We start from the raw sequence: 14,460 nt of genomic DNA on the forward strand, positions 1-14,460 counted from the left end.
TTCCCTCCAACTATGAATGAACAAACTCATTTGTACGCAACATTTGCAATTGAATCTAATAATAATTCCTTTTTTGGTAAACAATACAGGTAGATTATCATTTAGAGGAGAGATCCTGTGTCTATTGTTTATCTTAGAATGAAAAAAAGTGTTGAATTACCTAAATATCAAGAAGTTACCTTAAAAAATATTGCACATATCTCCATAGACTCTTCTTACAAAGAAGAGCTGAATAATACAACTATTTATCACATAACAAAAAAGGATAAAAATATTGTAGTAATTGACAGTTTTTTAATCATTGATTATTTAAATAAAAAATTTCCTGAGTTGGAATTACAAGTTATTGGCCCAGCTCAATGTATTATTCGGATTCATGAAAAGAAAAAACCATTATCCTTTCTTCTGGTAGTAATCGTATGGCTAATTTTATTCATAGGCACCGCAATGACGATCATGAATTTTCATTATGATGTCAGTATGCAGGAAGTTCAGCAAAAGCTCCACTTTTTATTGACAGGACAAGAGAATGAGTTTCCATTATGGATTCAGGTCCCTTACTCAATTGGACTTGGGATAGGTATGTTACTGTTCTTTAATCATTGGTTTAGCAAAAAATTTAATGAGGAACCAAGCCCCCTGGAAATCGAGATTAATAATTACCAGCAAAATTTAGATGATTATTTAATCCAAAATGAAAATATGTTGGACGATGAAAGAAATAATCGTTAATTTTTTTCAAGCACTTATTGGATTTTCCGGAGGGATAGCGGTCGGAGCTGGCTTTGTAGCATTTCTGACTGTTCTTGGGGTTATTCCGCGAATGGTACAACTGACAAAAAGAAAAAAATTAGTGAAAGTATACGGTGCGTGTGTGCTGATTGCATCTATCTTTGGTACATTTATTTCCTTTGCTAATATTAGCTGGGATCAGCCAACTATTATGCTAATTATATGGGGATTGCTTCATGGTATCTTTAATGGCATGCTTGCTGCGGCTTTAACTGAGGTTTTGAACGTATTTCCAGTATTATCAAAAAGGATTGGAATGGACGATTATTTATTATTCCTTTTAATGGCTTTTGTGTTTGGTAAGATTGCCGGTTCATTATTTCAATGGCTGTATTTTGTTAAATAACTGATTTAGGGGTGAAAGCAATGAAACGCCGAGATAATAAAATAGCGGTCTCATCTAATATAATGGATAACCAAACATATATGAAAAAAAGAATTGGGCTAGATGTCTCCTTTGATTTGGGGTTCCGCGAAATTACTTTATTAAGAAAAAAAGTTCAGTTATATTATGTGACAGGTTTATGTGATTCTGTTATTATTCAGGAAATTTTAGAAACTCTTATTCAAATAAATGATAATGAAGCAAATTCCAAGAAGTTAAAAGAAATTGTCAATAATCGGTTAGTGCATCAACAGGTAGAAGAAGTAGAAACGATGGATGAAGTCGTGGATAATTTGCTTTCCGGATTAATTATCGTCTTTGTAAATGGTGAAAAAATTGCCTTTGTCATTGATGTACGTAATTATCCTGGTCGAACCCCTGAAGAACCAGATACAGAAAGAGTGATTCGTGGATCACGTGATGGCTACACAGAAAACATTGTAGAAAGCACAGCTCTAACGAGAAGGAGAATTCGAGACGCTCGTTTACGTAATGAAATGTTGAAAGTGGGAGAACGTTCCAAAACGGATGTGTGTGTTACTTACTTGGAAGACGTAGCTGATGATGGATTAGTAAAAACTATTAAAGATAAGATTGAAAAAATTGAAGTTGATGGGATTACAATGGCCGACAAAACGTTGGAAGAGTTTATTATCGATAGAAAATGGAGTCCTTACCCCCTAGTAAGGTATACAGAAAGACCAGACGTAGCGGCTTCTCATTTGTTAGAAGGACATGTTATTGTTTTTGTAGATACTTCCCCAAGTGCCATTATTTTACCAACTACTTTTTTTCATCATATGCAGCACGCTGAGGAATACAGGGAAGCACCTCTAACAGGAACTTTTATTCGTCTCATTCGGTTTATTGCTGTTTTTATATCTTTATATCTCTTGCCCGTCTGGTTGTTATTTGTTATTGAACCAACGTTTTTACCGAAAGAACTGGCTTTTATTGGACCAAATGAAGAAGGGAATATCCCTATCACCTATCAAATCATATTAGGTATAATCGGCTTAGAGTTTTTGCGAATGGCAGCAATTCATACTCCCACACCTTTAGCAACAGCAATGGGTCTGATAGCAGCCGTTCTGATTGGACAAATTGCAATTGATGTTGGGATGTTTGGTCCGGAAGTAATTCTGTATATCTCAGTAAGCGCAATAGGCTCTTATGTTACACCAAGTTATGAATTGAGCGTGGCAAATAAGTTAATAAATTTAGGATTAGTTTTGGCAGTGGGCTTCTTTGGGGTTTACGGATTAACTATCGGTGTATTGTCACACCTACTCTTTTTAATCCATTTACGTTCCATAAAAACACCTTACTTATGGCCATTTATTCCATTTAACCCACGAGCAATGTTACAAATTATTTTTCGGGTCCCTAAACCATACAGTAATAGTAGACCGAGTATTGTGCATCCGAAAAACAACTATAGTCAACCAATTAAAAAGAGCTAAGTATGATGTTAGCTCTTTTAAAATTTTCATTATTATGATAAAGTTTGTAATTATATTTAGGTGTTGGGGAACGGAGGAACTTAAGCATGATTATTGACAATCACCCCTTTAAAGTAAATGAATTAGGTCATTTAGAAGTTGGAGGGATAGATACTACTTATTTAGCAAGCAATTATGGGACACCATTGTATGTATATGATGTAGAATTAATTCGTAAAAATTGTAGGTCTTTTGTTCAAACATTTAATAATTTAAATATAAATGCTAAAGTAGCATATGCGAGCAAAGCTTTTTCATCAATTGCTATGCTCCAAGTAATAAAACAGGAAAACCTTTGCTTGGATGTTGTCTCGGAAGGTGAATTATATACTGCGATCCAAGCCGATTTCCCTACAGAGAAAATCCATATGCACGGCAATAATAAAAGTGAAGAAGAACTTACGATGGCTATCGAAAATAACATTGGTTGTATTGTTATAGATAACTTTAATGAAATACATTTACTGGAAAGCTTGCTTGAAAAGCATGAAAAACAAATGGATGTTCTTCTTCGGGTAACTCCAGGAATTGAATCCAAAACACATCAATATATTATGACTGGAAATGAAGATTCTAAATTCGGTTTTAATTTAAATAATGGACAGGCTGAAAAAGCGTTCTGTTTATTACATGAACACAGCAGGATCCAATTTAAAGGGTTGCATTGCCACATAGGTTCACAAATTTTTGAAACTGATCGTTTTTTAATTGCTGTAGAGCTATTATTTCAGGAGTTGAATACTTGGAAAGAAAAACATGGTTATACCCCGGAAGTATTGAATTTGGGGGGCGGTTTTGGAATTAGATATACGGAAAAGGATAACCCTATTCCTTATGAATTTTATATAGAGGAATTAGTCAAAGCGGTCCGTAACCACTCTCATAAAATGGGCATACCGATGCCTGAAATTTGGCTTGAACCAGGCAGAGCAATAGTTGGAAATGCAGGGATCACCTTGTATACGATTGGCTCCCAAAAGCATATACCGGGTACGAGAGATTATATTTCCATTAATGGAGGAATGACAGATAATCTGCGACCAGCGTTATATCAGGCCAAGTATGAAGGAGTTATTGCGAATAAAGCGTCACACCCTCCTGTGAGGGATGTTTCCGTTGCAGGTAAATGTTGCGAATCCGGCGATATGTTAATCTGGGACTTGCCTGTTCCAGAAGTTAACAATGGTGACGTGCTTGCCGTATTTTCAACAGGGGCTTATGGCTATTCAATGGCAAATCATTATAATCGCTTGCCTAAGGCAGCTGTAGTGTTTGTAGAGAATGGAACTGAAAAATTAGTTGTACGTAGAGAAAGCTATATGGATGTTACAAAAAATGATTTACATTACGTTTAAAGTAAGCATTTCTTTTCATAAAATAAATTAAGTGGTAAAATAACACTGGTTGAAAAATAGTAAAGGGGTTGTGACCTATGTCTAAACATGGTTATATCTTGATGGAAAATGGTAATAAAATAGAATTTGAATTATACCCAAATGAAGCTCCAAACACTGTTGCTAACTTTGAAAAACTTGCCAACGATAACTTTTATGATGGGTTGACTTTTCATAGAGTAATTGACGGATTTGTTAGCCAGGGTGGTTGTCCGGTCGGAAATGGAACGGGCTCTGCTGGCTACACTATAAAATGTGAAACTGAAGGAAATCCTCATAAGCATGAAGAAGGTTCTTTATCTATGGCCCATGCAGGAAAAGATACAGGTAGCTGTCAATTCTTTATTGTGCATGAAGCTCAGCCGCATCTCGACGGGGTGCACACGGTATTTGGTAAAGTAACCTCAGGCATTGAGCATGCCAAAGCAATGAAAAATGGAGATCAAATGAAAGAAATGAAAGTTTTTTCTGAGTAGTAGGTGTAAGGATAAAATAGAATGAGTATACCTTTACTGTTTTATCTGATATTAATTGTAGCGCCAATTAGTATTGCAATGCATGAACTCGGTCATGCATTAATGGCTATTGTGTTAAAAGCACATAAGGTGGAAGTTTCAATCGGAGCTGGAAAAAAACTGGGAGGAATTTCCCGGAAAGGATTTCAGCTCTCCATCTATAGCCTTTACTTTTTAGGCGGCGTAGTAGAGCATGAAAAGAAACATCCATATAAATTGAGAGAGATTATATGGATCAGCTTATCTGGTCCTATTATGAATGCTATAATAGCCTTTATTGTTTATTTACTTTATGATTGGATACCTAACAATTATACTTCTTTATTTCTTTTATTTAATATTTGGCTAGCGGTTGTAAATTTAATTCCTTTTAAGATAAAGGAAAAGCAAACGGATGGTTATACCATTTTTAAGGAGATTATCAGAAGAATTTAGACATACATATAGTTGAAAAAGGTATTATTTGGGAGATTTTTGTTCATCCTTATTAATAATAGCTATGCGAGAGTTGACAAATAATAAGAATAATGTATAAATATATATAATAACAAGCAAAAAGATACGAATCAAATCTTACTTATTCAAATGTTAGTTTAATTTTAATAAACAACAGGATAACCTGTTATTTAAGTTATTTTGTTAATGAGGGGTATCTATGTTAATTCGCTATAAGAAGAACTTAGAAAAAATCGCCATGGGTTTATTATCTTTTATGCCTGAGGAAAAAAAAGACGTGAAAAAATTACAGCAGACGATAAAAGAATATGAAACTAATCCAGATTGGCATCTTTTTTTGTGGAAAGAAGATGATGATATATTAGGTGCTGTAGGTTTAAAGATTGAAGATGAAATTAATGCTGTTATTCAACACGTATCTGTCAATCCATCTCACCGAAATAATGGAATAGGTAAAAAAATGGTTATTGAAGTGAGTAATCTATATCAGGAGAAATACGCTGTATGTGCAAGTGATGAAGTGCAACAGTTCTATACAAAATGTGATGATGTAGATGAACAGAATGGTTAATTAAAAATCTGGACATGGCTAATCCAGTAATAAAGTATCCAAAGTTTTAAATCTATAATGCCCTAAGTAAATAAAAAGCCAGCCCTCTTATATGAAGGGCTGGCTTTTTATTTTTTTATTTTACGGCATTGTTATACAGTTTTGGTTTAGAACCAAGCTGCCCCAACGATTATTAACAGAATAAATAGAACTACAATTAGCGCAAAACCGCCGCCATATCCATAACTATTGCTCATAATAGTACTCCTCCTTTTTCTTCTTAAGACAAATAAATTGTGTTATTATTTATCTTACATTAGTAAATTATGTAGGGACCCTGTTGTTTGTATAGGCGTTTATGCCAAACTCATGCAACAAAAATTAGAAAGGATGTTGTTAAAAATGAATCAGGCATATGAGGTGAAACTAGATAAGTTCGAGGGGCCACTTGATTTACTTTTACATCTAATTAACCAATATGAGATAGATATATATGATATTCCAGTTGCTGTAATTACTGAACAATATATGAACTATATACATACAATGCAACGACTTGAATTGAACGTTGCAAGTGAATACTTGGTAATGGCTGCAACATTGGTTGCCATTAAAAGCGAAATGCTCTTGCCGAAGCCTGATATAGTGGAAGATACAGAGGAGTATATGGAAGACCCAAGGACTGAACTTATGGAGCGGCTAATTGAATATAGAAAATATAAAGAGGCTGCAGAAAAATTAAGGGAGAGAGAAGAAGACTTAAATCAAGTTCACACACGTCCCCCTTCTTCGTTTGAAGAATTGTTAAATGAACCACCTACCTTGACTAGAGGAAATATTTCTGTGTATGATATGTTGCACGCGCTTGGAAAGATGATGGAAAGAAAGAAATGGAAAGAACCACTGGAGACAAGAATAAGTAAGGCGGAAATATCTATAGAAAACCGGATGGACGAGATATTTGAACAAGTTAGCAGAGCTAAAGAGGGCTTGCTATTTTATGAATTATTCAGCGTTCCATCAAATAGTGCGATTGTAGTTACCTTTATGGCATTACTGGAACTAATGAAAGATAATAAAGTCTATTGTAATCAAGAGAAACATTTTGAAGCTTTATATGTTTATCATATGGAGGAATAAACGTGGAAATTACGGAACACAAAGCGATCTTAGAAGGTCTCCTTTTTGCAAGCGGGGACGAAGGAATTACTTGCAAACAAATTTCAAAAATTATAGAGGTGCCCGAGGATTATGTTGTTCACATATTGGAAGAATTACGTTTTGACTACGAAAGTGAACACAGAGGAGTAACTATTTTGGAGTCAAATCAACAGTACTATATGACAACTAAACCTGAGCACAGTTCCTATTATAAAAAGATGTTGGAAACACCAATGCTTACGAAGCTTTCCCAGGCAGCTTTGGAAACACTTGCTATTATTGCATATCGACAACCGATCACCAGAACTGAGATTGAGGAAATAAGAGGAGTTAAAAGTGATCGTCCAGTACAAACATTGATTGCTCGTATGCTAATTGAAGAGGTAGGAAGAAGAGAAGGAATCGGTCGACCAGTTCTTTTTGCAACAACAAAAGAGTTTTTAACGTTCTTCGGATTAACTTCTCTAGAAGAACTTCCCCCACTTCCAGAGGTCTCAGATCCAAGCAATGTAGAGGAAGATGCAGATCTTTTCTTTAAACAATTCAATGAAAAATTAAGTGAATGATAGGTGAATGCAGAGCTGGGTATGTAAGCCGGTGCTAATAGGAATAGCCATATAATTGCTGAAAATGAAATTACCAGTGAAATTAATTGTCCATTCAAGCAAATTTCATCTTACATAACCAGGCATAATACAATATTACGTAAAAAAAAGTTGACTTAACGTCAACTTTTTTGTTTATTTTTGGAGAGCATGTACTCTCAGTTTCATTAGCGAACAGTACTTCTCGATCTTTGACGATGGTAGAATGTAAAATTTACTCATACTCGATATATACAAGCATATTATATAAAGACACTACTACGGTGGAGGAGAACTATTATGCGGTATATCATACTTACGATGACTATTTTGTTAATTATTGCTTTCCCAAGGATTGGACAAGCATCCCCTGCAGTCTCAGCTAATAATGCTATATTAATGGAAGCTTCATCAGGAAGAGTTTTATTTGAAAAAAGAGCTTACGATAGACAATCCATCGCCAGTATTACAAAAATAATGACTGCGATTATAGCAATTGAATCTGGAAATTTAGACAAGAAAGTAACTGCAAGCCGTAAAGCAGTTTATACAGAGGGTTCTTCAATATATTTAGAACAAGGGGAAAAAATGACGCTGGAAGACCTTTTATATGGCTTGATGCTTCGCTCTGGAAACGATGCCGCGGTGGCCATTAGTGAGCACGTAGGCGGTAGTGAGGAAGGTTTTACTTTTTTAATGAATGAAAAGGCTAAATGGTTAGGTATGAATGATTCTCATTTTATGAACCCACATGGTCTTGATGCAAAGGAGCATTATTCTTCAGCTTACGACATGGCATTGCTTACAAAATATGCAATGGATAATAAAAAATTTAGAGCAATTAGTGGAGCAGAGACTTACTTATCTGATGCAAGAACCTACAGCTGGAGAAATAAAAATAAATTACTTACTCAGTATTATAAATATTGTACAGGAGGAAAGACAGGTTATACCAAAAAGACTGGAAGAACACTTGTCACAACTGCTGAAAAAGATGGGATGAAGTTAATTGCCGTTACCTTAGATGCACCAGACGATTGGAATGACCATATTCAATTATTTGAATGGGGTTTTAAAAATTATAAAATGAAGACAGTGGAAAAAAAGGGAGAAAAATTATATAAACTTGATGACATAAACAATCTGACTTCAGGTTATATCAGGGATGATGTAGAATACCCACTAACTGAAGATGAAACGGACAGGATAGTGCAGAAAAACGTGTTGCTTGCTAAAACCAAGCAATCAGCTAATAATCCGATAGGTAAGTCGGTATTTTACCTTAACAACCAACCTATACTGCAAGCTTCTGTATATGATCATCCGAAACGTAGGGACTTATCCGCAGATCTAAAATACATGATAGAAAAAGTTATGGGTATGAATTCTATATGGTAAATATAATTTGGGCTTCTATGGCGATCATAGGTATTATTTATGCAATGTTTAATGGAACAATGGAAGAAGTAAATAAAGCATTATTTGCAAGCGCTCAGGAAGCAGTAACTCTATCGATTGGTCTCATTAGTGTTCTTGTGTTCTGGCTTGGGATTATGAAGGTAGCTGAAGAAGCTGGAATATTAAAATTCCTGACTAAATTATTTCGCCCCTTTGTAACTCGATTATTTCCCGAAGTGCCAAAGGATCACCCGGCCATGGGGTATATTTTAAGTAATTTTACTGCAAATATATTTGGGTTAGGAAATGCAGCAACACCACTAGGCATAAAAGCAATGGAACAAATGAAGCAATTAAGCGGTAGCGAAACTGCATCCCGTTCTATGATTACATTTCTGGCATTAAACACCTCTAGTCTCACGATCATACCAACAACCGTCATAGCTATACGAATGCAATATGATTCTGTCTCACCAACAGAAATAGTTGGTACAACAATTATTGCTACTGTCATCTCTTCCACTGGAGCTATACTAATTGATCGCTTTTTCGCCTATAGAGAAAACAAAAAATAACCATGCTTTATGCTATGTTAAAAATAATTGAAGCAATCTTCTTTTGAATAAGTAAATAGGCGAAAAAGTTTATATTAAATGTGGGGGGATAGATCATGCAGTTAATAACCTCTATAAGCACATGGCTTATACCGTGCTTTTTACTTCTGGTTTTGATAACCGCTACAATGAAAAGAGTACCAGCTTATGAATCATTTGTGGAAGGAGGAAAGGATGGTGTCAAGATGGCATTTTCCTTACTTCCTTTTTTAGTAGGTATGATTGTATCCATTTCAATTTTAAGAAGCTCTGGGGTTTTGGAAGCTTTTATTGGCTTACTAGCACCGGCTCTCTCCTATATGGGCGTTCCGCCTGATATTATTCCTTTAGCAATTGTCCGACCTATATCAGGAACCGCTGCTTTGGGAATGACTACAGAGCTAATTAGCACACATGGCCCTGATTCGTTTATTGGAAGACTTGCTTCCACGATGCAAGGAAGTACTGATACGACATTGTACATTTTAACGGTATACTTTGGAGCAGTGGGTATTCGGAAAATGGGATATGCTTTAAAAGTTGGACTATTAGCAGACCTTCTTGGTATAATAGCATCAGTAATTGTAGTAAAATTGGTGTTTGGATAATAAATAATGACTTAGTAGCGTTAACATAAAGTTAACGCTATTATTGTGTAAGAAAATTTTGTGGAAATGGTGATAAAAAGATGACAAACTCTTTAGAAAGACTTCAGAAAGTAATAGCACAAAGTGGAGTTACTTCGAGAAGAAAAGCGGAACAACTTATTATAGATGGAAAAGTAAAAGTAAATGGAAAAACAATTACGGAATTAGGTACAAAGGTAACTCAAGGAGACCAGATAGAAATAGATGGAGTTCCTTTAGAAAAAGAAGAGCCTGTATATTATATGCTTTACAAACCTAGAGGGGTTATCTCTAGTGTGAAGGATGACAAGGGGAGAAAAGTCGTAACAGAAATACTTGGAGATATACAAGAGAGAGTTTTTCCTGTAGGAAGATTAGATTATGATACGTCTGGACTTCTTCTTCTTACGAATGATGGTGAGTTCGCTAATTTGCTAATGCATCCTAAATATCAAATTGAAAAAGTATATGTTACTAAGGTTAAAGGCCTCCCAACAAAAAAAGAATTGGGCTTACTGCGAAAAGGAGTTCGCGACGAGGGAGACTTATTGAAGGCTGTACGTTACGATATCCTTTCTACGGACAAAAATAAAAATACTAGTATTATTCAGTTAACCTTGCAGGAAGGAAAAAATAAACATGTACGTAGAATGATGGACAAGCTTGGCTATCCTGTTATTAAGCTTAAAAGAGAAAAGTATGGCATGTTAACATTGGAAGGTTTGCAACCAGGGAAGTATCGACCGCTTACTCCAAAAGAAGTAAAGCAAATGAGAAATCTTGCATTAGAAAATTGTTAAACAATAGTCAAAATTAGAAGTAAGCTTAAATGGTATAATAGCTGAGGGAGTGATCGGCTTGAGCTTAGACAAAATTAGAGAAAATAAGAAAGTAAAGAAACGTAATCGCCTGATTTTTCGTTCGATTATATTAGCAATTTTAGTTGGTGCAGTCATTTTTGCACTTGTTTCCCATTTTCAGAAAGATAATGCTATTTATAAAGCGGGTGACAAAGCACCGGATTTTCAGCTCCAACAGATTAATGAGAATAATGAGCTAGAAACAATTCAACTTAGCGAATTAAAGGGAAAAGGAGTCATGCTTAACTTTTGGGGCACATGGTGTGAGCCTTGTAAAGTTGAAATGCCTTATATGCAAAAGCTTTATCCAAAATACAAAGAACAAGGAGTTGAGATTGTAGCTGTAAGTCTTGATGCCACTCAATTAGTGGTTAAACGTTTCATCGATGAATATGGTCTTACATTTCCTGTTCCGTTTGATAAATCAGGTGAAGTGAAGGATTTGTATAAAATAGGGCCGATTCCAAGCACATTATTTATTAATCCGCAAGGCGAAATAGTTGAAGTTGTGGAAGGGGCCTTGACGTTAGAGAGATTGGAAAGTTATTTGCAGGATATTAAGCCGAAAAGCTAATATCATTTTAACTTATTGCGAGGGATTTAAATGAATAAAATAAAGTGTGAATGCGGGCATGTTAATCCGGAAGGGACAGTGCTCTGTGAATCATGTGGAAAGCCGATTGAAGGAAACCAGCATATTGACGGAAATGATAAAAAAAAGCTATTAAACATGCGTTATGACGGTACAGCAAGAAGATCTCAAACATACAATAAATCCATCATTGATAAAATTTGGAGTTTTTTCTCATCTGTTAAAGTAGGGGTATGGCTGATTGTTCTTGCTTTGATCGCTTCAGCAATTGGGTCCATATTTCCTCAAGAAATGTACATACCTGCCGATGCACCATCCCGGGATCCAGCTGTTTTCTACGAGGCTCAATATGGTATTTTTGGTTTAATTTTTTATCAGCTTGGATTCCATAATTTATATAGTTCTTGGTGGTATATGGTATTAATCGCTTTAATCGGTATTTCTCTAGTTATATGTAGTTTGGACCGTTTCGTACCGCTATACAAAGCATTAAAGAAACAAAAAGCCAAGCGTCATGAAACTTTTTTGAGAAGACAACGATTGTTCAGTGAAACGAATGCTGTGACCGATGAAGAGATACAATTAATTAAACAACAGTTAAAAAATCAAAAGTATAAGCTTCAAGAAGAGAATGGTCATATCCTAGCTGAAAAAGGCCGTTTTTCAAGGTGGGGACCATATGTCAATCATATTGGTTTAATTATTATTTTACTTGCAGCGATTTTGCGCTTAACCCCGCTGTTTTATACCAATGAATACGTATGGGTAAGAGAGGGACAGCAATTAGTGATTCCTGGAACAGACGGAGAGTATTATATAGAAAACAAAGATTTTATCATTGAAACATATGATAAAAATGACAAAAAATTCCAGGAAGCAATTGTTAAAGAAGGTGGAGAGATCCCAAGCAATTTTCAGACAAATGCTATTATATATAAAGCAGAGGAATCTTCCGTACCAGGAGCAGACCCTGACCTAACAAAAATTATTGAAGATAGTATTCGTATGAATCAACCGATCCAATTCGATGGTTATTCGATTTACCAATCTGGCTACCAATTAAATGAGTTTACCAACATGACATTTAAATTGCATGAAGTTGAGGATGCAGAAGAAAAAGCGCTGGGATCGTTTACAATTGAATTAAATTCGCCTAAACCTGAATACATTTTAGATAACGGTTTTAAAGTGGAGATAAGTAAATATTATCCTGACTATTACTTAAACGATAATAATATTCCTGCTTCAAAAACTAACTTTCCCAGAAATCCTGCATTTGTACTCTTAGTATATCCACCAGATAGCGAAGAAGCAGAAGTTAGCTTTTTAGGCATAGGTAAGAATATTGATGCTACTGGTGAAAATGATTATAAGTTAGGAATTACCGACTTTGAAATGCATGATGTTAGTGGTTTAGCTGTAAAGCGTGACTACTCCTTACCTTTCTTCGGTCTAGGGGCGTTGATCTTCATGATTGGTGTAATACAGGGGATGTATTGGCAGCATAGAAGAATTTGGATACAACCATCAAATGGTGGTTTATTAATGGCTGCACATACAAATAAAAACTGGTTTGGTGTCAAAAAAGACATTGAAAAAGTGATAGCTGGTACACAAGTTAATATGGTGAATGATCAGCAGGAACTTGATGATTAACCAATGTTTATATTAGGAGGATATACATGGGAGATTTAACAACGATCAGTAGTACGATGTTATATATAACTTTTATACTGTACTTAATAGCAACCATTTTTTTTGCTGCTACGATAAAGGACAAACGCACAAGTTCAAAGAAGGGAAATGCTGGTAAAATAGGAATTACTATTACTATTATTGGTTTTTTATCCCAACTCACATATTTTGTGACCAGATGGATAGCTAGTGGTCATGTACCTGTTAGTAATTTGTTTGAGTTTATGACCTTTTTCGGGATGTCTCTGGTACTGGCATTTATCATCATTTACTTTATCTATGATTTGCAGGTTTTAGGATTATTTGCATTACCAGTTGCATTAATTATTATTGCATATGCCAGCATGTTCCCTACTGATATATCGCCATTGGTTCCATCGTTGCAAAGTCACTGGCTATATATTCACGTCACAACCGTATCACTTGCAGAAGGTATTTTGGCCTTTAGCTTTGTATCGGGATTGATCTATTTAATAAGACAAATTGACCAGACGAAGAGCAGTAAACGCACAGCATGGCTAGAAGTAGTATTGTACTCATTAATCGTGTTTGTTGGTTTTATTGTTATTACAGTAACCTTTAATATGATGAATTATAATGCTACCTTTACTTATCCAACAGGCGGACAAACTTTGGAGTCTAATTATCATTTACCTCCTATAGCAGGTCCAAATGATGGGGAATTGCTAACGAAAGATGCAAATCAACCTTTATTTGAAACTCCTGCTTGGATGCACGGGGCAGATGCAGGCAGAAAGTTTAATACACTAATCTGGTCGTTTATAACCGGAACTGTATTATACGTACTTTTACGAGTTGTACTTCGTAAACGAATTGGTGCAGTTATTCAACCATTGTTGAAAAATACTAAACCTGATTTACTTGATGAAATCACGTATAGAGCTGTAGCAATTGGTTTCCCTGTATTTACTTTAGGTGGTTTAATATTTGCTGCAATTTGGGCACAGGAAGCGTGGGGACGTTTCTGGGGCTGGGATCCGAAAGAAGTATGGGCGCTAATTACTTGGTTCTTCTATGCTGCTTTTCTTCACCTAAGACTTTCCAGAGGATGGCATGGAGAAAAATCTGCCTGGCTCGCAACTGTAGGTTTCGCTATTATTATGTTTAATCTAGTTGCAGTAAATCTTGTGTTGGCAGGTTTACATTCATACGCTTAATTCTTCCAACAAGGCATCTTTTGAAAAAGAGATGCCTTGTTTTTTCTTATACTTTTTATAGTTTATAGTTTATACTCTATGTAAAGAGATAATATTATTAGCCTACTATTACTATATTAGATAAGGCGAGTCATTATTAGTTAATTGTTTAATATTTTTTATTTTTCCGTAATTGCAAA

At 35.3% G+C, this 14,460-nt stretch carries 17 protein-coding genes; 16 read left to right on the forward strand and 1 reads right to left on the reverse strand.

All coding sequences use genetic code 11. The features are described from left to right. Positions 1-117 precede the first annotated feature (117 nt). The 7 genes from BME96_RS09575 (at position 118) to BME96_RS09605 (ending at position 5,615) form a co-directional block, all read left to right on the forward strand. On the forward strand, positions 118-732 hold the full coding sequence (locus BME96_RS09575; protein ID WP_083547453.1) for a stage V sporulation protein AA: 615 nt from the start codon (positions 118-120) through the stop codon (positions 730-732). Beyond that, entirely contained in the window at positions 713-1,138 is a 426-nt protein-coding gene (locus BME96_RS09580; protein ID WP_019378324.1) for a stage V sporulation protein AB, read from the forward strand. Before BME96_RS09575 ends, BME96_RS09580 begins: the two co-directional genes overlap by 20 nt. 20 nt (positions 1,139-1,158) lie before the next feature. After that, positions 1,159-2,640: a spore germination protein gene (locus BME96_RS09585; protein ID WP_071648966.1), complete on the forward strand. Its 1,482-nt coding sequence runs from the start codon at positions 1,159-1,161 to the stop codon at positions 2,638-2,640. An 86-nt stretch (positions 2,641-2,726) separates the two neighbouring features. Then, positions 2,727-4,034 (forward strand): diaminopimelate decarboxylase, encoded by a 1,308-nt coding sequence (lysA, locus tag BME96_RS09590; RefSeq protein ID WP_071648967.1) that lies wholly within the window; start codon positions 2,727-2,729, stop codon positions 4,032-4,034. A gap of 77 nt (positions 4,035-4,111) precedes the next feature. Next, entirely contained in the window at positions 4,112-4,549 is a 438-nt protein-coding gene (locus BME96_RS09595; RefSeq protein WP_019378327.1) for a peptidylprolyl isomerase, read from the forward strand. Positions 4,550-4,570: 21 nt separating this feature from the next. After that, positions 4,571-5,023: a M50 family metallopeptidase gene (locus BME96_RS09600; RefSeq protein WP_060678837.1), complete on the forward strand. Its 453-nt coding sequence runs from the start codon at positions 4,571-4,573 to the stop codon at positions 5,021-5,023. Between the two features lie 220 nt (positions 5,024-5,243). Next, on the forward strand, positions 5,244-5,615 hold the full coding sequence (locus tag BME96_RS09605) for a GNAT family N-acetyltransferase (protein WP_019378329.1): 372 nt from the start codon (positions 5,244-5,246) through the stop codon (positions 5,613-5,615). A gap of 146 nt (positions 5,616-5,761) precedes the next feature. Here BME96_RS09605 and BME96_RS09610 read toward each other — a convergent pair whose 3' ends face one another. After that, positions 5,762-5,851, reverse strand: coding sequence for a YjcZ family sporulation protein (locus BME96_RS09610; RefSeq protein ID WP_019378330.1), 90 nt, complete (start codon positions 5,849-5,851; stop codon positions 5,762-5,764). A 145-nt stretch (positions 5,852-5,996) separates the two neighbouring features. On the opposite strand from BME96_RS09610, the gene BME96_RS09615 reads away from it, so the two are divergent. The 9 genes from BME96_RS09615 (at position 5,997) to ccsA (ending at position 14,281) form a co-directional block, all read left to right on the forward strand. Continuing rightward, complete coding sequence (locus tag BME96_RS09615; RefSeq protein WP_071648968.1) at positions 5,997-6,734, forward strand: segregation/condensation protein A; 738 nt, start codon at positions 5,997-5,999, stop codon at positions 6,732-6,734. Between the two features lie 2 nt (positions 6,735-6,736). Continuing rightward, the gene (gene scpB / locus BME96_RS09620) at positions 6,737-7,321 is read left to right on the forward strand and encodes an SMC-Scp complex subunit ScpB (RefSeq protein WP_019378332.1); all 585 of its coding nucleotides are present in this window, start codon (positions 6,737-6,739) and stop codon (positions 7,319-7,321) included. Between the two features lie 318 nt (positions 7,322-7,639). After that, positions 7,640-8,737, forward strand: coding sequence for a D-alanyl-D-alanine carboxypeptidase family protein (locus BME96_RS09625; RefSeq protein ID WP_060678842.1), 1,098 nt, complete (start codon positions 7,640-7,642; stop codon positions 8,735-8,737). Further along, a complete protein-coding gene (locus tag BME96_RS09630) occupies positions 8,731-9,312 on the forward strand; it encodes a nucleoside recognition domain-containing protein (RefSeq protein ID WP_071648969.1) in 582 nt (193 codons plus the stop codon). Before BME96_RS09625 ends, BME96_RS09630 begins: the two co-directional genes overlap by 7 nt. 95 nt (positions 9,313-9,407) lie before the next feature. Continuing rightward, on the forward strand, positions 9,408-9,938 hold the full coding sequence (locus tag BME96_RS09635; RefSeq protein WP_019378335.1) for a spore maturation protein: 531 nt from the start codon (positions 9,408-9,410) through the stop codon (positions 9,936-9,938). A gap of 80 nt (positions 9,939-10,018) precedes the next feature. After that, positions 10,019-10,756, forward strand: coding sequence for a pseudouridine synthase (locus tag BME96_RS09640; RefSeq protein ID WP_019378336.1), 738 nt, complete (start codon positions 10,019-10,021; stop codon positions 10,754-10,756). A 58-nt stretch (positions 10,757-10,814) separates the two neighbouring features. Continuing rightward, positions 10,815-11,390, forward strand: a complete 576-nt coding sequence (gene resA, locus BME96_RS09645) for a thiol-disulfide oxidoreductase ResA (protein WP_019378337.1) — start codon at positions 10,815-10,817, stop codon at positions 11,388-11,390. 30 nt (positions 11,391-11,420) lie between these two features. Further along, positions 11,421-13,064 (forward strand): cytochrome c biogenesis protein ResB, encoded by a 1,644-nt coding sequence (resB, locus tag BME96_RS09650; RefSeq protein ID WP_071648970.1) that lies wholly within the window; start codon positions 11,421-11,423, stop codon positions 13,062-13,064. Between the two features lie 26 nt (positions 13,065-13,090). Further along, positions 13,091-14,281 carry a cytochrome c biogenesis protein CcsA gene (ccsA, locus tag BME96_RS09655; RefSeq protein ID WP_019378339.1) on the forward strand — a complete coding sequence of 397 codons (1,191 nt, stop codon included), beginning with the start codon at positions 13,091-13,093 and terminating at the stop codon, positions 14,279-14,281. The last annotated feature ends 179 nt before the right edge of the window (positions 14,282-14,460 follow it).

The sequence above is a fragment of the Virgibacillus halodenitrificans genome (assembly GCF_001878675.1).
GTDB classification, from domain to species: Bacteria; Bacillota; Bacilli; order Bacillales; family Amphibacillaceae; genus Virgibacillus_Q; species Virgibacillus_Q halodenitrificans.

Coding starts and splice junctions, on each gene's coding strand:
- resB (WP_071648970.1), top strand. CDS start 11,421: ATGAATAAAATAAAGTGTGAATGCGGGCATGTTAATCCGGAAGGGACA.
- BME96_RS09635 (WP_019378335.1), top strand. CDS start 9,408: ATGCAGTTAATAACCTCTATAAGCACATGGCTTATACCGTGCTTTTTA.
- lysA (WP_071648967.1), top strand. CDS start 2,727: ATGATTATTGACAATCACCCCTTTAAAGTAAATGAATTAGGTCATTTA.
- BME96_RS09625 (WP_060678842.1), top strand. CDS start 7,640: ATGCGGTATATCATACTTACGATGACTATTTTGTTAATTATTGCTTTC.
- BME96_RS09595 (WP_019378327.1), top strand. CDS start 4,112: ATGTCTAAACATGGTTATATCTTGATGGAAAATGGTAATAAAATAGAA.
- ccsA (WP_019378339.1), top strand. CDS start 13,091: ATGGGAGATTTAACAACGATCAGTAGTACGATGTTATATATAACTTTT.
- BME96_RS09600 (WP_060678837.1), top strand. CDS start 4,571: ATGAGTATACCTTTACTGTTTTATCTGATATTAATTGTAGCGCCAATT.
- BME96_RS09640 (WP_019378336.1), top strand. CDS start 10,019: ATGACAAACTCTTTAGAAAGACTTCAGAAAGTAATAGCACAAAGTGGA.
- BME96_RS09580 (WP_019378324.1), top strand. CDS start 713: ATGAAAGAAATAATCGTTAATTTTTTTCAAGCACTTATTGGATTTTCC.
- BME96_RS09610 (WP_019378330.1), bottom strand. CDS start 5,851: ATGAGCAATAGTTATGGATATGGCGGCGGTTTTGCGCTAATTGTAGTT.
- BME96_RS09630 (WP_071648969.1), top strand. CDS start 8,731: ATGGTAAATATAATTTGGGCTTCTATGGCGATCATAGGTATTATTTAT.
- BME96_RS09605 (WP_019378329.1), top strand. CDS start 5,244: ATGTTAATTCGCTATAAGAAGAACTTAGAAAAAATCGCCATGGGTTTA.
- BME96_RS09585 (WP_071648966.1), top strand. CDS start 1,159: ATGAAACGCCGAGATAATAAAATAGCGGTCTCATCTAATATAATGGAT.
- BME96_RS09615 (WP_071648968.1), top strand. CDS start 5,997: ATGAATCAGGCATATGAGGTGAAACTAGATAAGTTCGAGGGGCCACTT.